This window comes from Streptomyces sp. NPDC052020 (assembly GCF_040680575.1).
Taxonomy (GTDB): Bacteria; Actinomycetota; Actinomycetes; order Streptomycetales; family Streptomycetaceae; genus Streptomyces.
On the sequence record NZ_JBFAWY010000006.1, the window covers coordinates 151,518 to 172,125 of the forward strand.

Annotated in this window: 17 protein-coding genes; 12 read left to right on the forward strand and 5 right to left on the reverse strand. The window is 74.5% G+C overall.

The features are described 5' to 3' along the window. Window positions 1-129: 129 nt before the first annotated feature. Entirely contained in the window at window positions 130-972 is an 843-nt protein-coding gene (locus AB0L74_RS08175) for an EamA family transporter (protein WP_365647509.1), read from the forward strand. A 97-nt stretch (window positions 973-1,069) separates the two neighbouring features. Here AB0L74_RS08175 and AB0L74_RS08180 read toward each other — a convergent pair whose 3' ends face one another. Further along, window positions 1,070-2,020, reverse strand: coding sequence for an MBL fold metallo-hydrolase (locus AB0L74_RS08180; protein ID WP_365647147.1), 951 nt, complete (start codon window positions 2,018-2,020; stop codon window positions 1,070-1,072). A gap of 154 nt (window positions 2,021-2,174) precedes the next feature. Between AB0L74_RS08180 and AB0L74_RS08185 the strand changes: the two genes are divergently transcribed. Continuing rightward, window positions 2,175-2,864, forward strand: a complete 690-nt coding sequence (locus AB0L74_RS08185) for a TetR/AcrR family transcriptional regulator (protein ID WP_365647150.1) — start codon at window positions 2,175-2,177, stop codon at window positions 2,862-2,864. A gap of 93 nt (window positions 2,865-2,957) precedes the next feature. Here AB0L74_RS08185 and AB0L74_RS08190 read toward each other — a convergent pair whose 3' ends face one another. Both AB0L74_RS08190 and AB0L74_RS08195 read right to left on the reverse strand, forming a co-directional pair. Beyond that, window positions 2,958-4,127 carry a hypothetical protein gene (locus AB0L74_RS08190; protein ID WP_365647153.1) on the reverse strand — a complete coding sequence of 390 codons (1,170 nt, stop codon included), beginning with the start codon at window positions 4,125-4,127 and terminating at the stop codon, window positions 2,958-2,960. 1,114 nt (window positions 4,128-5,241) lie between these two features. Then, a complete protein-coding gene (locus tag AB0L74_RS08195) occupies window positions 5,242-5,832 on the reverse strand; it encodes a cysteine hydrolase family protein (protein WP_365647156.1) in 591 nt (196 codons plus the stop codon). A gap of 162 nt (window positions 5,833-5,994) precedes the next feature. Here AB0L74_RS08195 and AB0L74_RS08200 point away from each other — a divergent pair, with 162 nt between their 5' ends. The 8 genes from AB0L74_RS08200 (at window position 5,995) to AB0L74_RS08235 (ending at window position 15,818) form a co-directional block, all read left to right on the forward strand. After that, window positions 5,995-6,987, forward strand: coding sequence for a DJ-1/PfpI family protein (locus AB0L74_RS08200; RefSeq protein WP_365647159.1), 993 nt, complete (start codon window positions 5,995-5,997; stop codon window positions 6,985-6,987). 240 nt (window positions 6,988-7,227) lie between these two features. Then, window positions 7,228-8,022 carry a TIGR03084 family metal-binding protein gene (locus AB0L74_RS08205; RefSeq protein ID WP_365647162.1) on the forward strand — a complete coding sequence of 265 codons (795 nt, stop codon included), beginning with the start codon at window positions 7,228-7,230 and terminating at the stop codon, window positions 8,020-8,022. Continuing rightward, on the forward strand, window positions 8,019-9,701 hold the full coding sequence (locus AB0L74_RS08210) for an acyclic terpene utilization AtuA family protein (protein WP_365647165.1): 1,683 nt from the start codon (window positions 8,019-8,021) through the stop codon (window positions 9,699-9,701). The genes AB0L74_RS08205 and AB0L74_RS08210 overlap by 4 nt, the downstream gene beginning before the upstream one ends. Further along, complete coding sequence (locus AB0L74_RS08215; RefSeq protein ID WP_365647168.1) at window positions 9,698-11,296, forward strand: carboxyl transferase domain-containing protein; 1,599 nt, start codon at window positions 9,698-9,700, stop codon at window positions 11,294-11,296. The genes AB0L74_RS08210 and AB0L74_RS08215 overlap by 4 nt, the downstream gene beginning before the upstream one ends. 8 nt (window positions 11,297-11,304) lie before the next feature. Then, entirely contained in the window at window positions 11,305-13,155 is a 1,851-nt protein-coding gene (locus AB0L74_RS08220) for a biotin carboxylase N-terminal domain-containing protein (RefSeq protein WP_365647171.1), read from the forward strand. Window positions 13,156-13,270: 115 nt separating this feature from the next. Beyond that, entirely contained in the window at window positions 13,271-14,404 is a 1,134-nt protein-coding gene (locus AB0L74_RS08225) for an acyl-CoA dehydrogenase family protein (RefSeq protein ID WP_365647174.1), read from the forward strand. A 74-nt stretch (window positions 14,405-14,478) separates the two neighbouring features. Then, window positions 14,479-15,213, forward strand: a complete 735-nt coding sequence (locus AB0L74_RS08230; RefSeq protein WP_365647177.1) for an enoyl-CoA hydratase family protein — start codon at window positions 14,479-14,481, stop codon at window positions 15,211-15,213. Then, window positions 15,201-15,818 carry a TetR/AcrR family transcriptional regulator gene (locus AB0L74_RS08235; RefSeq protein WP_365647180.1) on the forward strand — a complete coding sequence of 206 codons (618 nt, stop codon included), beginning with the start codon at window positions 15,201-15,203 and terminating at the stop codon, window positions 15,816-15,818. The genes AB0L74_RS08230 and AB0L74_RS08235 overlap by 13 nt, the downstream gene beginning before the upstream one ends. 49 nt (window positions 15,819-15,867) lie before the next feature. Here AB0L74_RS08235 and pdxH read toward each other — a convergent pair whose 3' ends face one another. Beyond that, window positions 15,868-16,554, reverse strand: coding sequence for a pyridoxamine 5'-phosphate oxidase (gene pdxH / locus AB0L74_RS08240; RefSeq protein ID WP_365647183.1), 687 nt, complete (start codon window positions 16,552-16,554; stop codon window positions 15,868-15,870). Window positions 16,555-16,791: 237 nt separating this feature from the next. On the opposite strand from pdxH, the gene AB0L74_RS08245 reads away from it, so the two are divergent. Both AB0L74_RS08245 and AB0L74_RS08250 read left to right on the forward strand, forming a co-directional pair. Further along, window positions 16,792-17,910 carry a citrate synthase 2 gene (locus tag AB0L74_RS08245; RefSeq protein ID WP_365647186.1) on the forward strand — a complete coding sequence of 373 codons (1,119 nt, stop codon included), beginning with the start codon at window positions 16,792-16,794 and terminating at the stop codon, window positions 17,908-17,910. A 459-nt stretch (window positions 17,911-18,369) separates the two neighbouring features. Beyond that, a complete protein-coding gene (locus tag AB0L74_RS08250; RefSeq protein ID WP_365647189.1) occupies window positions 18,370-19,782 on the forward strand; it encodes a PAS domain-containing protein in 1,413 nt (470 codons plus the stop codon). Window positions 19,783-19,851: 69 nt separating this feature from the next. Here the strand turns inward: AB0L74_RS08250 and AB0L74_RS08255 are convergent, their stop codons facing one another. Beyond that, window positions 19,852-20,607, reverse strand: coding sequence for an SIS domain-containing protein (locus AB0L74_RS08255; protein ID WP_365647192.1), 756 nt, complete (start codon window positions 20,605-20,607; stop codon window positions 19,852-19,854). Between the last annotated feature and the right edge of the window lies 1 nt (window position 20,608).

Genomic DNA, 20,608 nt, shown 5'->3' on the forward strand with positions numbered 1-20,608 from the left:
CCCGTGAGCAGCCCCAGCGCCACCCCCGGCACCCCGCCACCGGTCGTCCCCGTCCCGGAGCTCGCGGCAGCGGGCGCCGCCGACCGCGCGGCGTCCGCGCCGGGCGGCTCTCCCGGCCGCCGGGGCGCCCTGGGGTCGGTCGGCCTGGTCCTCGCCGGCGGGGTCTCGGTGCAGTTCGGCGGCGCGCTGGCGGTGACGCTGATGCCACGGGCCGGGGCGCTCGGCATCGTCACGCTCCGCCTGCTGGTGGCCGCCGTCGTCCTGCTGCTCGTCTGCCGCCCCCGGCTGCGCGGCCACTCCCGCGCCGACTGGGGCACGGTGATCGTCTTCGGGATCGCCATGGCCGCGATGAACGGCCTCTTCTACCAGGCCGTGGCCCGCATCCCGATGGGGCCGGCCGTCACCCTGGAGGTGCTCGGCCCGCTCGCGCTGTCCGTCTTCGCCTCCCGCCGCGCGGTCAACCTCGTCTGGGCGGCCCTCGCCCTCGCCGGGGTGGCCCTCCTCGGCGGCGGTGACTTCTCCGGCCTCGACCCGGCCGGTGCGGCGTTCGCGCTGGGCGCGGGCGCGATGTGGGCGGCGTACATCGTCTTCAGCGCGCGGACCGGCCGCCGCTTCCCGCAGGCCGACGGGCTCGCCCTCGCCATGGCGGTCGGGGCGGTCCTGTTCCTGCCGCTCGGCATCGCCGAGTCCGGGGCCAGGCTGGTGGACCCGGTGACGCTCGCGCTCGGCGGCGCGGTCGCCCTGCTCTCGTCCGTCCTGCCCTACACCCTCGAACTGCTCGCGCTGCGGCGCCTGCCCGCCTCCACCTTCGCCGTCCTCATGAGCCTGGAGCCGGCCCTCGCCGCCATGGCCGGCTTCCTCGTGCTCGACCAGGCCCTGACCGCCCCCGAGACCGCCGCCATCGCGCTGGTCGTGGCGGCGAGCATGGGGGCGGTGCGGACGCAGGTGCGCGGCGGCGGGGGGAAGCCGTAACCGCGTCCCCCGCGGTGTCGTCCGGCCGGGACGGCTTCGGGCCCCTCGCGGCGCCGCCCGGTCGGGACGGCTTCGCGTCGCCCGCCGCGCCGTCCGGTCAGGAGAGCTTCTTCGGGGTGCCGTTCGGCTCCAGGGAGACCAGCTTGTCCGCGATGCCCTGGTCCTGGAACGCCTTCTCCAGGGACTTCATGTCCTCGGAGTAGATGTTCCAGCTGTCGGTGTGCACCGCGACCACCCGGCGGGGGGCGAGGTCCTTCGCCACCAGGGCGGCGTTCTTCGACGTGAGGGTCAGCGGGGCGTTGTCGAGGATGGCGGGGGTGCGGGCGGCACCGGCGAAGAGGACGGCCGTGTCGATGGGGCCGATCTCCTTCTTGACCCGGTCGCCGACCTGCTTGGCCACCTTGACCGAGGCGTTGTCACCGGAGATGTAGGTGGTGGGGACGCCCTCGCCGCTCAGCACGAAGCCGGTCACCTCGCCGTCCGCGCCGCGGTCCACCCCGTCGGGGCCGTGCAGGGCGGGCACGGCCGTGACCACGATGGTGCCGCGCGCGGTCTTCAGCTCCTCGGTCTGCCAGTTCTTCATGCCCGTGACGTGGTCGCCGAGCCGCTTGTGCGCGCCGGGCGTGGAGAGGACGACGGGTACGTCCTTCAGCAGCTCGCGGCCCGCGTCGTCGAGGTTGTCGTCATGCTGGTCGTGGGAGAGCAGCACGGCGTCGATCTTCCCGAGCCGGTCGGGGCCGAACGCGGGAGCCTGCGTCTTCTCCAGGCCGCTCTTGTACTTCTTGGGCTGGTCGAAGGTCGGGTCGAGCAGCAGCCGCGCGCCGGCGATCTCCAGGATCGTGGTCGGCCCGCCCACGTGCGTGGCGGTGAAGCCGCCCGCCGCGGCCGGGGACGCGGAGCCGGCGGCCGCCTTGGGCTCGGCCGTCCCGGCGGCGGCCTTGTCCCCGCCGTCCGCGGAGTCCTCGCCCCCGCAGGCGGCGAGAAGGGCCACGCTCGCGGCGGTGGCGACGGCGGCCGAGGCGGCGCGGAGGAACGTCGAACGGTTCACAGGAGTACCCACTCTCTCGCTACGAAGATGTGTGCAACGCTAACACGGTTCGTAAGCGGTGATAACGTGACGCTGTCCCGGTGGGCTTCTCCTCTCGATATATTCGCAGGTCAGGGCTGTTAGCGTTGCTATCGAGCGGTGTTATCGTGGGGGCATGTCGACGGCACGAGAGCGCATCCTGGACGCCACCGCGGAACTCCTCGCCACCAAGGACGCGCTGGCGATCTCGACCCGGGCGATCTGTGACCGGGCCGGGGTCGGCATGCCGGAGATCTACCGCCAGTTCGGCGACAAGCAGGGGCTGCTCACGGCGGTGGCCGACCTCGGCTTCCAGCGCTTCCTCGCCAACAAGCGGCGCAATCCGCTCACCGACGACCCGGTGGCGGACCTGCGCACGGCCTGGGACAGCCACGTCGCGTTCGCCCTGGCCAACCCGCACCTGTACCGGCTGATGTTCACGCCGACGGCGGACGCCAGGCCCCAGGCGATCGGGGAGGCGCAGGCCCTGCTCCGGTCGGCCGTGGAGCGGTGCCGGGACGCCGGGCGGCTGCGGACGACCCCGGAGCTGGCCGCCCGGTCGATCCTCTCCGCCAACGTGGGCGTGTGCGTGATGGCGCTGTCCTTCCCCGAGCCGTTCGGCGGCCCCGACATCTCGCGGTCGGTGCGGGACGCGGTGATCGGGAAGGTCACCGGCGACGAGCGGGAGGACACGCGGATCGGCACCGCGACCGTCCTCGCCCAGGCACTCGTCGGCACCCTCACCGGCACGGCCGCCGTGGAGGGCGCCGAACTCGACCGCCTGGCCCGCGCGCTGCGGCCGTCGCCCCCGTCTCCGGAGGAGTGAGGGAGACAGCGGAGACGGAGAGAAGACATGGGGCGGCCTCCCCGCCCGGAGCCGGATGCCGGCGCGCGTCCGCCCGGACGGGGAGGCCGGGGGTCACGCCCGCGCGACCTTCTGGTGGAAGGGGCAGGCCTCGGCGCCGGACGCGGCCAGGCCCGAGGTGGCGGCGAGCCCCGAGGCCGTCGCGGAGGATGTCAGCGCACCGGGCGCCGTCCCGCCGAGCTGGTCCATGATCTCGTCGGAGAGCAGGTCCTGCTGGCCCTTGAGCGCGTCCGCGACCACGTGGTCCACGGGGAAGACCATCTCGGCCGCGATGTTGTCCTGCACGATCCGGGCGAGGTTGTCCAGGGCGACGAAGATCGGGTCCGCGGGCGGCTCGACGGCCGGCAGGTCGATCAGGTGGGTGTCCACCTTGGCCGGGTTCATGCACGGCTTGATGATGATCGTGTTCTGGTTGAGGACGGACGTCGTCCACTGCGAGATGACGACGGTGTACAGGTCCTTCCACTCCTCCTCGCCGATCTGGGCACGCCACTTCTTCATGATCTGCTGCACACCGGCGATCTGGGCGTCGGCCGCGTACTTCATGTTGGTGCGGATGTTGGGGTAGACGCTCCCGGAGAAGTCCTCGAACGACTTCATGTCAAACGACTTGCTCGCCACCGAGGTGTCGACGAACTTCAGCGCCGCGTCAAGCAGTTGACCGCACGAGGTCACCATCTCCGCGGGCAGGGCCGCGTCCTTGAGGTTCCCGCGCGCGACGGTGAGGTTGGCGGCGAAGTTCTTGAGCGGCGTGATCCAGTCGGTGGTGCCGGTCCCCTTGAAGGCGACCATCTTCAGGTCGTGCGGGTCGATCCGGTCGGCGTTGGGGAGGTTCGGGACCTTGTCGCTCAGGTACGGGGCGATGGTCGAGAAGATGCCGAGCGGCACGTGGCTGATCGACTTCGCCAGCTCGAAGACCGGGGAGACGGGGTTCGCGGATTCCTGCGTTCCGTTGTAGATGAGGGTGAACTTGCCGCCCCTGGCGTCGTTCTGCACGACGACGACGGGGCTCAGGTGCTTGATCAGGTCGGACTTCAGCACGGCGTAGTTCGCCCGCATGCCGCGGTTGACCGCGAGGATGGATTCGCGCGCGTTCTCCACCGCGGTCCCCACCGGTTCCGTGCCGGTCGTACCGGCGGTCACGGCGGTGGCCGTGGAGCTTCCGAGGAAGGTCACGGCTCCGGCGGCGGTGGCCGTGCCGAGGAAACCTCTGCGCGTGGTCATGTTCAGCCTTTCGGTGAAGGCGCCGTTCTCCGCTCTGCGGGAAGGCGTCGAGAAGATCCGGGTGCCGGGCACGGTGCGTGCGGTGTCCTCCCGCGCTGGGCGGGGCGCTGGACGGCGCGCGACAGGGCACCGCGAGGTCACGGAGCGGGCCGCGGATCCGCGGGCGTGCCGGGGCCGCCCCGCGCCCGGGCGTCCCGGTGAGGACGAGCCCGTGCCGGGGCCGCCCCGCGGGACGGTCCTCTGGGTGAGGACGCGCCCGTGTCACGGCACGACCGGGAGGCGGGCGGCGACGGCACGGCCTGCCGCGCGCGGAGCTCGGTGACGAGCGCCGGGGCGGACGGGACCGGCCGACGGCCTGCCGCGGTGCGAGCGCGACGAGGCGGAGCCATTGCGGCGACGTGAAGGTGAGCCGTCTCCTGCGCACGCGGAACATCCGCCGACAAGGGGGGAGGAGACGGGGCCCGTCCGACGGACCGCCGCCCGCCGAGGCGGGGTACGGCCGTCAGGGACGGAGAAGGAACTCCGGCCGCGGGGGTGTGGGTACGAGCGGACTCCCGAGGACCGCCGGGCACAGCCGGCGGTGTGGGGCGGGAATCCGGCCTGCCGCTGCCGGGGCAGCCGCGACGGGGCTGCCGGGGCCGCCCGCCCGCCGGTCGTGCGGCGGGCGATGCGGAGAGGACCCCCACCGCGCACGGGCGCGGTGGGGCGGGGGAGAGGCACCGCGCGGCCGCGGTCCGGGCGGGACCAGGGCGCGGCGGGGCCGCGGGTACTGCCGCCGGTGTCCGGGCGGGCAGGGGTGCGGGACCGGTGACCGGCCGGTGGCCGGCGCAGCGGTGCGCCGCCCGTGGCCGGTGACGGACCCGGGCGGTGATCGGTCACCGCGCGGGCGGCGACCGGCCGTCGTCACGGACGCGTCCGCGCGGCGGCCGTCAGGGGCCGCGGCGGCTGCCGTCCGCGATGCGAAGGGGACACGGGCCCGCCACCGCACGGCGAGCGGGCCGCCGCCACGGCGTGCGGGACTCCAAGCCGGACGGACCGAATGGACCGAATGGACCGGACGGACCGAATGGACCGGACGGACGGTCCCCGAGGGCCGGATCATCCGGCCCGGCGGTCAGACGAGGGACTTGCCGGACTCGACGACGACACCGTAGAGGTCGCGGATGGTCGCGAGCGCGCCGTCGTGGATCTGGGAGGCGGGCAGCTCGGCACCGGTGGCGGGCAGGGGGCGGGTGGCGCAGGCGTCGGCGACGACGGTGGGCCGGTTGCCCCGCAGGAACGCGCCCTGCGTGGTGAACAGCACGCACATGTGCGTCATGAAGCCCATGACGATGACGTCCTTGTTGCCGGCGGCGTCCACGCGCTCACCGAGGTCGGTGTCGACGAACCCGTTCGGGACCGTCTTCACGACGACCGGCTCGCCCTCGACCGGGGCCACGCTCGGGTGGATCTGGCCGATCTCGGCCCGGATGTCGTACGGGGTGCCCTCGCCGCCGTCGTTGATGACGTGGATGACCTTCGCGCCGGCCTCCCGGGCGCGGCCCAGCAGCTCGGCGGCGGAGTCGAGCGCGGCCTGCCAGCCGTCCAGCTCCATCACGCCACCGACGTAGGTGTTCTGGTAGTCGACCAGGATCAGGGTCGAGTCGGCGAGCGAGGCGGGCGTCTCGTCGAAGCCGTTGAGTGCCCGAAGAGTCGTCGTGGCCATGGAATTTCCCCCCACAGGATGTGCGTGCCAAGGTTCGGCTCGGTTCGCGGCCCTCCGCGCGGTGAGGGCCACGTCCAGAAACCTACGGCCCGCCCAGGGCGTCGGCAATGTCATCTAACCTGCACATCCGGACATCGGTGTGGGCTCGGCCAGGGGGGATTCATGGGCACCGTCAGGCGTCTCATCGTCATCGTGCTGTTCGAGGGGGTCGACCTGCTCGACGTCACCGGACCGCCGGAGGTGTTCTCCCTCGTGGCGCGGGAGACGGAGGACGAGACGGGCTACCAGGTCGTCCTGGCCGCCGAAACGCTGGATCCGGTCACCACCTCGGCCGGGGTGCGGGTCCTGCCCGACGCCACCTTCGAGGAGGTGGCCGGGCGGAGCATCGACACCCTTCTGGTGCCCGGCTCGGTCGAGATCGACAGCCGGCGCCGCGTCCACGCCCTCACCGACCCCGCGGTGGTCGCCTGGGTGAAGAAGCTCGCCGGCCGGACCCGCAGGGTCACGTCCGTCTGCGTCGGGGCGCACATCCTCGCCGCCGCCGGACTGCTCGACGGCAAGCGCGCCACCACCCACTGGTCGACCGCGCAGCAACTGGCCGCCGACCACCCGGAGGTGGAGGTCGACGCCGACCCCATCTTCATCCGCGAAGGGGACGTCTGGACCGGCGCGGGCATCAGCGCCTGCCTCGACCTGTCCCTCGCCCTGGTCGCCGACGACTTCGGCGAGGCCGTCGCCCTGCGGGTCGCCCGGCAGCTCGTGATGTACCTCAAGCGGCCCAGCGGCCAGAGCCAGTTCAGCGTTCCCCTGGAGCCCGTCTCCACGACCCGGCGGGTGGAGGACCTCCGGCACTACATCATGCGCCGCATCGGCGAGCCGATCACCGTCGCGGACCTCGCCGCCTACGCGCACCTGGGCGAGCGGCAGGTCACCCGCATCTTCAAGGCGGAACTCGGCATGACCCCGAGCGCCTACATCGAGTCGGCCCGGGTCGAAATGGCGCGCAACCAGCTCGAGTCCACCGACGCCACCCTCGAACGCATCGTGAGCCTGTGCGGTTTCGGCACGACGGACACCCTCATCCGCGCCTTCCGCCGCAGACTCGACACGACCCCGACCGAGTACCGGCGCCGGTTCCGGGCCGTGCCCGGGTGACGGCCGCGGGGCCTCCGGGGAACGCACCCAGGGGCCCCGACGCCCGAGGGACACACGGCGGCCCCGGGCGGACACACGGTGGCCCCGGGCGGACACACGGCGGCCCCGACGGACGCACGGCGGCCCCGACGGACGCACGGCGACCACCGACGGACGCACGGCGACCACCGGTGGACACCCATCCCGCCAATTCATGCAAGCACGCTTGCTTGTTTCTCCCCCCGCTGCCATGCTCCCCCCATGCCCGAGCCCACCCCCGTGCTCGACGACTTACGTGAGGAAAGCCGCGAACTCGACGAGCTCGTCGCCGACTTGAGCCTCGAGCGGTGGGCGCTGCCCACCCCCGCCCCCCGCTGGACCATCGCCCACCAGATCGCGCATCTCGCCTGGACCGACCGCGCGGCCCTGGTCGCCGTCACCGACCAGGACGGCTTCCGCGCCCTGGCCGACCGGGCCCTCGCCGCCCCGGACTCCTTCGTGGACGAGGGCGCCGAGGAGGGCGCCGCGCTCCCGCCCGCCGCGCTGCTCTCCGCCTGGCGCACGGGACGGGCGGCCCTGGACGAGGCGCTGCGCGCCCGCGCCCCCGGCGCCCGCTTCCCCTGGTACGGGCCGCCCATGTCGGCCGCGTCCATGGCGACCGGCCGGCTCATGGAGACCTGGGCCCACGGCCGCGACATCGCCGACGCCCTCGGGGTGCGGCGGGCGACCACCGCCCGGCTGCGGCACGTGGCCCGCCTCGGGGTGCGGGCCCGCGACCACGCCTTCCGGACACACGGCCGCACCCCGCCCGCCGACCCCTTCCGCGTCGAACTCACCGGGCCTGGCGGCGAGAGATGGACGTACGGGCCCGAGGGCGCCCCCCAGCGCGTCACCGGCCCCGTGCTCGACTTCTGCCTGCTGGTCACCCGGCGCGCCCACCGCGCCGACCTCGCCCTGCGCGCCCACGGGCCGGACGCCGACCGCTGGCTGGACCTCGCCCAGGCGTTCGCGGGCCCGCCCGGCACCGGCCGCCCGCCGAAGGGGGCAGCGCCATGACGGTGCTGCGCGTCGGCAACGCCTCCGGCTTCTACGGCGACCGCTTCGACGCGATGCGCGAGATGCTCACCGGCGGCCCGCTGGACGTCCTCACCGGGGACTACCTCGCCGAGCTCACCATGCTCGTCCTGGCCCGGGACCGGCTGAAGGACCCCGCCGCCGGATACGCCCGCACCTTCCCGCGGCAGCTGGAGGAGTGCCTGGGGCTCGCCCACGAGCGCGGGGTGCGGATCGTCACCAACGCGGGCGGGCTCAACCCGGCCGGACTCGCGGACGCCGTGCGGAAGCTGGCCGACCGGCTCGGGATCCCGGTCCGGGTCGCGCACGTCGAGGGCGACGACCTCACCGCCCGCCACCCCGGCAGCCTGGCCGCGCACGCCTACCTCGGCGGGTTCGGCATCGCCGCCTGCCTGCGCGCCGGCGCCGACGTCGTGGTCACCGGGCGGGTCACCGACGCCGCCCTGGTCACCGGGCCCGCCGCCGCCCACTTCGGCTGGGGCCCGGCGGATCACGACCGGCTCGCGGGCGCCGTCGTCGCCGGGCACGTGCTGGAGTGCGGGGCGCAGGCCACCGGCGGCAACTACGCCTTCTTCCACGAGCGGCCCGGCGAGCTGCGCCACCCCGGCTTCCCGCTCGCCGAGCTCCACGCCGACGGCAGCAGCGTCATCACCAAGCACGACGGCACCGGCGGCTTCGTCGACCCCGGCACGGTGACCGCCCAGCTGCTGTACGAGACGGACGGCGCCCGGTACGCGGGACCCGACGTCACCGCCCGGCTGGACACCGTACGGCTCACCCCGCAGGGGCCCGACCGGGTACGGATCGACGGCGTGCGCGGCGAGCCGCCGCCGCCCGCGCTGAAGGTCGGTGTCAACCGGTTCGGCGGCTTCCGCAACGAGATCACCTTCGTCCTCACCGGGCTGCGCATCGAGGAAAAGGCCGCGCTGGTGCGGGAGCAGATGGCCGACGCGCTGGCCAAGGCGCCGCCCGCCGAGACCCGCTGGGAGCTGGTGCGCACCGACCGGCCGGACGCGCCGACCGAGGAGACCGCCGCCGCCCTGCTGCGGCTCGTCGTCCGCGACCCCGACCAGCACATCGCCGGGCGGGCGGTGAGCGGGGCCGCCGTCGAACTGGCCCTGGCCGGCTACCCCGGCTTCCATCTGCTCGCTCCGCCCGGCAAGGGCGACCCCTACGGGGTGTTCGAGGCCGCGTACGTCCCCCAGGACACCGTCGGCCAGGTGGCCGTCCTGCCCGACGGCCGCCGCGTCCCCGTGGCCCCGCCCCCCGCCACGGCCGCCCTGGCCGCCGTACCGGAGCCGCCGCCGCCCGAGCCGCTGCCGCCGGGCCCGCGGCGGCGCGCCCCCCTCGGGCTGGTCGCCGGGGCGCGCAGCGGGGACAAGGGCGGGGACGCCAACGTCGGAGTGTGGGCCCGTACGGAGGACGCCTGGCGGTGGCTCGCCCACGAGCTGACGGCCGAGCGGTTCCGGGAGCTCGTCCCCGAGGCCCGCGACCTGCCGGTCACCCGGCACGCGCTGCCCGACCTGCGCGCGCTGAACTTCCTCGTCGGGGGCCTCCTCGGCGACGGCGCCGCCGCGCGGGCCCGCTTCGATCCGCAGGCCAAGGCGCTCGGCGAATGGCTGCGCTCCCGCCGGCTGGACATCCCGGAGGTGCTGCTGTGACGGTCCTGTCCTCCGCCCTGGACACCGCCTCCCCCGCGTACCGGGCCAACCGCGAGGCCATGCTCGCCAAGCTCGCCGGCCTCGACGCCGAGCACGCGAAGGCGCTCGCGGGCGGCGGCGAGAAGTACGTCGAGCGGCACCGGCGGCGCGGCAAGCTCCTCGCCCGCGAACGCGTCGAGCTGCTGCTCGACCCCGACACCCCGTTCCTGGAACTGTCGCCGCTGGCCGCCTGGGGCAGCGAGTACGCCGTGGGCGCCTCCCTGGTCACCGGCATCGGCGTCGTCGAGGGCGTCGAGTGCCTCATCACCGCCAACGACCCCACCGTGCGGGGCGGCGCCAGCAACCCCTGGTCGCTGAAGAAGGCCCTGCGCGCCAACGACATCGCCCTCGCCAACCGGCTGCCCTGCGTTAGCCTCGTGGAGTCCGGCGGCGCCGACCTGCCGTCGCAGAAGGAGATCTTCATCCCCGGCGGCGCGATCTTCCGGGACCTGACGAGGCTGTCCGCCGCCGGGATCCCGACCATCGCCGTCGTCTTCGGCAACTCCACGGCCGGCGGCGCCTACATCCCCGGCATGTCCGACCACGTGATCATGGTCAGGGAGCGGGCGAAGGTCTTCCTCGGCGGGCCGCCGCTGGTGAAGATGGCCACCGGCGAGGAGAGCGACGACGAGTCCCTCGGCGGCGCCGAGATGCACGCGCGCGTGTCCGGCCTCGCCGACCACTTCGCCGTCGACGAGCCGGACGCGCTGCGCCAGGCCCGCCGGGTCGTCGCCCGCCTCAACCACCGCAAGGCGTATCCGGATCCCGGGCCCGCCGAGCCGCCCCGGTACGACGCCGAGGAGCTGCTGGGCGTCGTCCCCGGCGATCTGCGCACCCCTTTCGACCCGCGCGAGGTCATCGCCCGGATCGTCGACGCCTCCGACTTCGACGAGTTCAAATCCCTGTACGGGACGAGCCTGGTCACCGGCTGGGCGGCGCTGCACGGCTACCCGGTCGGCGTCCTCGCCAACGCGCGCGGGGTGCTGTTCAGCGAGGAGTCGCAGAAGGCCGCCCAGTTCATCCAGCTCGCCAACCAGCGCGGCATCCCGCTGCTGTTCCTGCACAACACCACCGGCTACATGGTCGGCAAGGACTACGAGCAGGGCGGCATCGTCAAACACGGCGCCATGATGATCAACGCGGTCGCGAACTCGACGGTCCCCCACCTCTCCGTCCTCATGGGCGCCTCCTACGGGGCGGGCCACTACGGCATGTGCGGGCGGGCCTACGACCCGCGCTTCCTGTTCGCCTGGCCCAGCGCCAAGTCCGCCGTCATGGGCCCGCAGCAGCTCGCGGGCGTGCTGTCCCTCGTCGCCCGCCAGTCGGCGGCGGCCAGGGGACAGCCGTACGACGACGAGGCCGACGCCGCCCTGCGCGCCCTGGTCGAGCGGCAGATCGAGACCGAGTCGCTGCCGGCGTTCCTGTCCGGGCGGCTGTACGACGACGGCGTCATCGACCCGCGCGACACCCGCACCGTCCTCGGCCTGTGCCTGTCCGCCGTCCACACCGCGCCCTACCGGGGCGCGCGCGGCGGCTTCGGCGTCTTCCGGATGTGAGGGAACCCGTGATCACCACCGTGCTCGTCGCCAACCGGGGCGAGATCGCCTGCCGGATCTTCCGCACCTGCCGCACGCTGGGCATCCGCACCGTCGCCGTCCACTCCGACCCCGACGAGAACGCCCTGCACGCGCGCGTGGCCGACGCGGCGGTCCGGCTGCCGGGCGCGACACCCGCCGAGACCTACCTGCGCGGCGAGGCGCTGGTGGCGGCGGCGCTCGCCGCCGGGGCGGACGCCGTGCACCCCGGCTACGGCTTCCTCTCCGAGAACGCCGGCTTCGCGCGCGCCGTCCAGGACGCGGGCCTGACCTGGATCGGGCCGCCCCCGGAGGCGATCGAGGCGATGGCGTCCAAGACCCGCGCCAAACGGCTGCTGGGCATCGAGCCCATGAAGCCGGTGAAGGAGGTCACCGAGGCCGACCTGCCGGTGCTGGTCAAGGCCGCCGCGGGCGGCGGCGGGCGCGGCATGCGCGTCGTACGGCGCCTCGCCGACCTCGACGCCGAACTGGCCGCCGCCCGCGCGGAGGCGGCGAGCGCCTTCGGCGACGGCGAGGTGTTCACCGAGCCCTACGTCGAGCGCGGCCGCCACGTCGAGGTGCAGATCCTCGCCGACACCCACGGCACCGTGTGGACGCTCGGCACCCGGGACTGCTCCCTCCAGCGCCGCCACCAGAAGGTGATCGAGGAGGCCCCCGCCCCGGGACTGACCGAGGAGCTCACGCGGGAACTGCGCACGGTGGCCGAACGCGCCGCCCGCGCCGTCGGCTACACCGGCGCCGGAACCGTGGAGTTCCTGGTCGCCGGCGCCCGCGCCCACTTCCTGGAGATGAACACCCGCCTCCAGGTCGAACACCCCGTCACCGAGGCGGTGTACGGCGTCGACCTCGTCGCCGAGCAGATCCGCGTCGCCGAAGGACACGCCCTGGCCGCCGGGCCCCCGCCCGCCCGGGGCCACGCCGTCGAGGCCCGCCTCTACGCCGAGGACCCCGCCCGCGGCTGGGCCCCGCGGACCGGCCGCCTGCACCGCCTCGCCGTCCCCGGCACCGTCCGCCTGGACACCGGCTACGCCGACGGCGACGACATCGGCGTCCACTACGACCCGCTGCTCGCCAAGGCCGTCGCCCACGCCCCCACGCGCGCGGAGGCGATCCGCGCCCTGGCCGGCGCCCTGGAACGGGCGGTGATCCACGGGCCGGTCACCAACCGCGACCTGCTCGTGCGCTCCCTGCGCCACGAGGAGTTCGTCTCCGGCCGCATGGACACCGGCTTCTACGGCCGCCACCTGGCCGCCCTGACCCGGCCCGAGCCCGACCCGCACGCCCCCCTGGCCGCCGCCCTCGCCGACGCCTGCGGCCGCTCCCGCTTCGGCGGCTGGCGCAACCTGCCCTCACAGCCGCAGACCAAGCGATACGCCATGGCGGACGGGGAACACGAGGTGCGCTACCGGCACACCCGCACGGGCCCGGAGGCCGACGGCGTACGGGTCGTGCGCACCGCCCCCGGCCTGGTCGTCCTCGAAACCGACGGCGTCCGCCGCAGCTACGAGGTGGCCCGCTACGGCGACCGCGTGTACGTGAACGCCACCGCCCTGACCGCCCTGCCCCGCTTCCCCGACCCCGCCCCCCGGCACGCCCCCGGCTCCCTCCTGGCCCCCATGCCCGGCACGGTCGTCCGCGTGGCGGAGGGCCTGACGGAGGGGACGCCCGTGCGGGCCGGCCAGCCCCTGCTCTGGCTGGAGGCGATGAAGATGGAACACGAGATCACCGCCCCGGCCACGGGCACGCTGACGGATCTGCGCGCCGCCCCCGGACAGCAGGTGACGGTGGGTTCTCTGCTGGCGGTGGTGCGGGACGCATAGCGGCATGGGGCCGCACTGCAGACGCGGCTCCGCTGAAGACGCGGCTCCACCGAAGACGCGCCCGCGCCGCGCGAGCGCGACCGGCCCCGACGAAACCCGCACCCGAAGGAGCCCCATGACCACCCTCATCGAGACCGACGAGCACAAGGCCCTGCGCTCCGCGGTCGCCGCCCTCGGCCGGCGCCACGGCCGCGACCACGACCGCGCCGCCCTCTGGTCGGAGGCCGGCAGGCTCGGCTACCTCGGCGTCAACCTGCCGGAGGAATACGGCGGCGGAGGCGGCGGCATCACCGAACTCTCCCTCGTCCTCGAAGAGCTGGGCACCGCCGGCTGCCCCCCGCTCATGATGGTCGTCTCCCCGGCGATCTGCGGCAACGTGATCGCCCGCTTCGGCACCGAGGCCCAAAAACGCGCCTGGCTCCCGGGCCTGGCCGACGGCACCCGCCTCATGGCCTTCGGCATCACCGAGCCCGACGCCGGCTCCAACAGCCACCGCATCACCACCACCGCCCGCCGCGACGGCGGCGACTGGATCCTCACCGGCCGCAAGGTCTTCATCTCCGGCGTCGACATCGCCGACGCCACCCTGATCGTCGGCCGCACCGAGGACGCCCGCACCGGCAGGCTCAAGCCCTGCCTGTTCATCGTCCCCCGCGACACCCCCGGCTTCGGGCGCCGCCGGATCGACATGGAACTGCACACCGCGGAGAAGCAGTTCGAGCTGACCTTGGACGACGTCCGGCTGCCCGCCGACGCGCTCGTCGGCGACGAGGACGCCGGGCTCCTCCAGCTCTTCGCCGGCCTCAACCCCGAGCGGATCATGACCGCGGCGTTCGCCATCGGCATGGGACGGTACGCCCTCGCCCGCGCCGTCGCCTACGCGCGCGAACGCACCGTGTGGAACACCCCCATCGGCGCCCACCAGGCCCTCGCCCACCCCCTCGCACAGGCCCACATCGACCTGGAACTGGCCCGGCTGATGACGCGGAAGGCGGGGCAGCTGTACGACACCGGCGACGACGCGGGCGCGGGCGAGGCTGCCAACATGGCCAAGTACGCCGCCGCCGAAGCCTGCGTGAAGGCCGTCGACCAGGCCGTGCACACCCTCGGCGGCAACGGCCTCACCCGCGAGTTCGGCCTCGCCTCGCTGATCACGGCCGCACGCGTGGCCCGGATCGCCCCGGTGAGCCGGGAGATGATCCTCAACTACGTCTCCCACCAGACCCTCGGCCTGCCCAAGTCGTACTGAGACCCCGTGCCCCGCCCCGTACCCCACCCCCTCGTGCCCCCAGGAGGAACCGTGCCCGCACCGGGACCGCGCCCGTGACGGCGATCGGCCGCACCCGCGCGCGGGGCGTCGTCACCCTCACCCTCGACGCCCCGCACCACCGCAACGCCCTGTCGGCGGCGCTCGTCGCCGACCTGGCCGGCGCCCTGGCCGACTGCGCCGGGGACGACGCCGTCCGCGCGGTCGTCCTCACCCACACCGGCACCGCCTTCAGCGCCGGCGCCGACCTGCGCGACCCGCCCGAGCCGCGGGCGCTGGCCGCGCTGCTGCGGCGGATCGTCGAACTGCCCCGGCCCGTCATCGCCCGCGTCACCGGCCACACCCGCGCGGGCGGCCTCGGCCTGGTCGCCGCCTGCGACATCGCCGCCGCCTCCACCGCCGCCACCTTCGCCTTCACCGAGGTCCGCATCGGCGTCGCCCCCGCCCTCGTCTCCCTGCCCCTGCTGCCCCGCACCGACCCCCGCGCGCTGGCCCGCCACTGCCTCACCGGGGAGCGCTTCGACGCCGCCGAGGCCACCCGCATGGGCCTGCTCACCGCCTGCGGCGACGACGTGGACGCCGTACTGGAACCCGTACTCGACGGAGTGCGCCGCGCCTCCCCCCGGGCCCTGGCCGCGACCAAGCGGCTGCTCACGGCTAGGGTGCTGGAGTCCTTCGACCGGGACGCCGCCGATCTGACCGCGCTCTCGGCGCGGCTGTTCTCCTCGGCGGACGCCCGCGAGGGGATGACGGCCTTCCTCGAACGACGGGATCCGGAATGGGTGGTGTGAGCGCGGTCGACCGCACGGAACGCGTCCCCAAGCAGGACCGCAGCCGGGCCACCCGGCAGCGGCTCCTGGAGGCCGCCGTGGCCTGCCTCGCCGAACACGGCTGGGCCGGCTCCACGGTCCTGGTCGTCGCCGAACGCGCGGGCGTCTCCCGGGGCGCCGCCCAGCACCACTTCCCGACCCGCGAGGACCTGTTCACCGCGGCCGTGGAGTACGTCGCCGAGGAACGCTCCCTCGCCCTGCGCGCCCTGTTCCCGCGGGGCGCCGCGGCGGGCGACCGGCGGGCCGTCGTCGCCGCCCTCGTCGACCTCTACACCGGCCCCCTCTTCCGCGCCGCCCTCCACCTGTGGGTGGCCGCCTGCGACGAGGACCAGTTGCGCCCCCGCGTCACCGAACTGGAGGCCCGCGTCGGCCGCGAGACCCACCGCATCGCCGTGGACCTCCTCGGCGCCGACGAGTCGCGCCCCGGCGTCCGCGAAACCGTCCAGGGCCTGCTGGACATGGCCCGCGGCCTCGGCCTCGCCAACCTCCTCACCGACGACGGGGCACGCCGCGAACGGGTGGTGGCGCAGTGGGCGCGGCTGCTGGACGACGCCCTGGACGGCTGAGGCACGGCCCGCGGCCGGCCGCCACCGGGCCGCCGTCAGGCCGCCGGCGTCACGGGCCGAGCCGCTCCACCCGCCAGCCCCCGTCCTCCCCGGCCACGTACCGCAGCCGGTCGTGCAGCCGGTTCTCCCGCCCCTGCCAGAACTCCACCGACCGCGGCACCACCCGGAACCCGCCCCAGTGCGGCGGCACCGGCACCTGCTCGCCCTCCGGGTACCGGGCGGCCAGCTCCGCGTACGCGGCGTCCAGCGCCTCCCGCCCGGCGACCACCGACGACTGGGAGCTGGCCCAGGCGCCGAGCTGGGAGCCGTGCGGCCGGGTGCGGAAGTAGGCGGCCGTCTCGTCCCGCCCGGTACGCCGCGCCACGCCCGTGACGATGACCTGCCGGGCCATCGGGTGCCACGGGAACAGCAGCGAGACCTGCGGGTTCTCGGCCAGGTCGCGGGCCTTGCGGGAACCGTAGTTGGTGTAGAAGACGAAGCCCCGCTCGTCGAAGTGCTTCAGCAGCACCGTGCGGGAGCTGGGCCGCCCCTCGGCGTCGGCCGTGGAGACGACCATGGCGTTCGGCTCGAACATCCCGCCCTCCGTCGCGGCCTGCCGGAACCAGCGCGCGAACTGCTCGACGGGACTGGCGGCCAGGTCGGTCTCGGCAAGCCCCTCGGCCCGGTACTGCTTGCGCATCGAGGCGAGATCGAAGGGAACGGCGTCTCGGTCGGTCACGCGGTCATCTTGCCGCATGCCCCCCGGCCCGCCGTAGGCCCGGTGGCCTACATCACTGCGTGGCACTGAGTGCCGCGAACCCTCCCCAACGGTGGCACTCGGAGATATCGTGCTGGTACCGGGCCGGCGGGTGACCGCCGGCCGCGCGGGGCATCACAGGAGGACCGTCCGGGACCGCGAGCCACGCCAGGCCGTGGAACCCGGGGACGGCCGCCACATCCGCCAGCCGACCGCCACATCACGAGGAGCCGCCTGATGTCCGACTTCGTACCCGGGCTCGAGGGAGTCGTCGCGTTCGAGACGGAGATCGCCGAACCCGACAAGGAGGGCGGCGCCCTCCGCTACCGCGGCGTCGACATCGAGGACCTCGTCGGCCACGTCTCGTTCGGCAACGTCTGGGGCCTGCTCGTCGACGGTGCCTTCAACCCCGGCCTGCCGCCCGCCGAGCCCTTCCCCATCCCCGTGCACTCCGGCGACATCCGCGTCGACGTCCAGTCCGCGCTGGCCATGCTCGCACCCGTGTGGGGTCTCAAGCCCCTCCTCGACATCGACGCCGAGCAGGCCCGCGACGACCTCGCCCGCGCCGCCGTCATGGCCCTGTCCTACGTCGCCCAGTCCGCGCGCGGCCAGGGCCTGCCCATGGTCCCGCAGCGCGAGATCGACAAGGCGCGGTCCGTCGTCGAGCGCTTCATGATCCGCTGGCGGGGCGAGCCCGACCCCAAGCACGTCGCCGCCGTCGACGCCTACTGGACCTCCGCCGCCGAGCACGGCATGAACGCCTCCACCTTCACCGCCCGCGTCATCGCCTCCACCGGCGCGGACGTCGCCGCGGCCCTCTCCGGAGCCGTCGGCGCCATGTCGGGCCCCCTGCACGGCGGCGCCCCCTCCCGCGTCCTGCACATGATCGAGGAGATCGAGCGCACCGGGGACGCCGCGGCGTACGTCAGGCAGACCCTCGACAAGGGCGAACGCCTCATGGGCTTCGGCCACCGCGTCTACCGCGCCGAGGACCCCCGCGCCCGCGTCCTGCGCCGCACCGCCCGGGAACTGGGCGCCCCCCGCTTCGAGGTCGCCGAGGCCCTGGAGAAGGCGGCCCTGGAAGAGCTCCACAACCGCCGCCCGGACCGGGTGCTGGCCACCAACGTCGAGTTCTGGGCGGCCATCGTCCTGGACTTCGCCGAGGTGCCCGCCCACATGTTCACGTCCATGTTCACCTGCGCCCGCACGGCCGGCTGGTCGGCCCACATCCTCGAGCAGAAGCGCACCGGCCGCCTGGTCCGCCCCTCCGCCCGCTACATCGGCCCCGGCCCCCGCGACCCCCGCGAGATCGAGGGGTACGAGGAGACCACCGCGATCGGCGCCGGCGTCCGCTAGCGAAGCCCGCGGAACGCAGACGACCCGCGAGTCTGGTTCCTCCCGGGGGAGGAGCCGGCCGGACGTACCGGCGACTCGCGGGTCGGGTGACTGCCTGGGATTGGGCCGGCTGCACGCGTCTGTCACGTGCTGGTCCGGCACCGCACTCGGTGTGGTGCCGGGCCGCTAGCCCGCAGCCACCTCACGCGTCCGGTTCTCATACATCTGCCGAACCACCTCCCTTCTCGTGTACTCCACACCCTAGGAACCGGGTCGGCCGCCGTTCAACCCTTTTTTCGCGACCGCCGGCGACCCGCGGGCGTGGCGTCCGGGACCGGTGGGGCGCGTGCCGTCGCCGCCGGCCGGCGATTCACGCAATCTTGCGGGAACTAGATGTGGGCTGGGTCACGTTCGAGTTGAATGAACACCAGTGAGCGAACCGACGTACCGAACGGCGGACGCAGTCGCAGGGGGGTCCGGGTGAGTGCTTCGCGGAGTAGGGGGATCACCGACGAACTGGGGCCGGACGAGCCGGAGCAGCCGCACCGCGACGGCGCGGACCTGCTCGCCGCGCTGCTGGACGGGATGGACGCGGCCCTGTGCGCCCTCGACGCGGACGGCGTCGTCACGCACTGGAACCGGGAGGCGGAGCGCATCCTGGGCTGGACCGCGGCCGAGGCCGTGGGGCGGCGGGGGTTCGCCGGATGGGCCGTGCGCAGCGAGGACGCCGGGGAGGTCCAGGAGCGGCTGATGTCCGCGATGCGCTCCCCGGGGCGGCAGGTGCACGAGTTCGCGCTGCTGACCAAGGACGGCGGACGGGTGCTGGTGCGGACGCAGTCCGCGGCCGTGCGCGGCCCCGGCGGCGAGCCCGCGGGCGTGTACTGCGCCTTCAGCGAGGTGCACACGCAGATCGACCTGGAGAGGTCCATCGCGCTGAGCGAGGCGCTGCTGGAGGACGCGAGCTGGGGTGTCGTGCTCGTCGACGCCGATCTCAGGCCCGCCGTCGTCAACGGCCACGCCGCGCGGGCGCTGGGCACCCGGCGCGCGTCCGTGCTGGGGCGGCCGCTCGGGGAACTGCTCTCCCACGGGGTGGAGGACGTGGAGAGCACGCTGACGCACGTCCTGGCCGAGGGCCCGCCGCCCGCGCCCGCCGAGATCTGGGTGGGCGTGCGCACCCCGGAGGGGGAGCGGCGGCGGTGCTGGCGCAGCGGCTTCCTGCGGCTGGCGTCCCCGCTCGCGGAGGAGCCGGTGCCGCTCGGGGTGGCCTGGCTGTTCCAGGACGTCACCGAGGCCAAGCAGAGCGAGCAGGAGGCGGCCCTGCTGCGGTTCCGCACCAACCAGCTGCACCGGGCGGCCCGGGCGGCGGCCGAGTGCGAGGACCCGCGGGAGGCGGCGACGGTTCATCTCGACTTCGCGCTCGCCGGGTTCGCCGACCACGCGCTGATCGACCGGGTGGCGGGCGCCGCGCCGACCGACACGGAGGTGGCGGAGCCGGTGCGCCTGGTCCGGGTCGCCGCCACGCCGTCCGGTGCGCCGGGCCCGAGCCGGCAGCCCGGTGTGGCGGGGGTTCCCCTGCGGTACGGCGAGGGGCATCCGGCGGTGCAGTGCGTGGAGCGGGCCGGGACGGTGCGGGCCGGCGCCGGCGGCGGTCCGGCCGAGCGGGCGCGCGCGTGGGCGGTGGCCCGGCAGTGGCCGCCGGACGCGGCGCACGCCCTGTGCGCGGTACTGCGCAGCCGGGGGCGGACGCTGGGCGTCGTCACGTTTCTGCGGGGCGCCGGGCGCGGCCCGTTCGAGCGGTCCGACTCGGCGTACGCGGAGGACGTGGCGGTCCGGATCGCGGCGGTGCTGGACCTGGCGGGCGAGCCGGTGGAAAAGGAGGAGGAGAGGGAGTAGGAGGAGAAAGAGAAGGCGGGAGGCGAGCCGCACCGCCGTCCCCCGGCGGCGTGTCCTCGGTTGTCTCCTTCAGTGCCGGTAGAAGATCCGGTCCCGGTACCGCTCCAGTACCCGCCCGTTCCACTCGTGGCCGCCGTCCACGTTGCCGGAGCGCAGCAGCGGAGGCTCGATGCCGCGGTCGGCCAGGGCGCCGGCGGTCGTGGCCAGCACGGCCTGGAGGACGGCCGTGGTGACGACCGTGGAGGCGGGGGCGAAGGGGGCGGGGACGGTGTCGAGGGTGAGTTCCGCGTCCCCGACCGCGATCTTGGAGTCGACGACGATGTCGCAGTGGTCCTTCAGGAAGGTGCCCGAGGTGTGCCGCGACGTGGTCTCGGCGGCGTAGGCGACCGAGGTGACGCCGATGACCCGCAGGCCCAGGGCGCGGGCGTTCATGGCCATCTCCACGGGGAGCGCGTTGCGGCCCGACAGGGAGACGATCACCAGGGCGTCGCCCGCGCGGACCGGGGAGGAGTCCAGCACGGCGCTCGCGAGGCCGTCGACGCGTTCGAGGGCGGAGCCGAGGGTGGCGGGCATCACGTCGACACCGACGGTGCCGGGGGCGGCGAGCAGGTTCATCAGGGCCAGGCCGCCGGCGCGGTAGACGACGTCCTGCGCGGCGAGGGAGGAGTGACCGGCGCCGAAGGCGAACAGGCGGCCCCCGGCGGCGACCGTGTCGGCCAGGAGCGCCCCGGCGGCAGTGATCGACTCGGCTTCCTCGTCGCGGACGCGTTCCAGCAGGCCGATCGCCGCGTCGAGGAACTGGCCGGCCAGCTTGCGGTCGCTCATG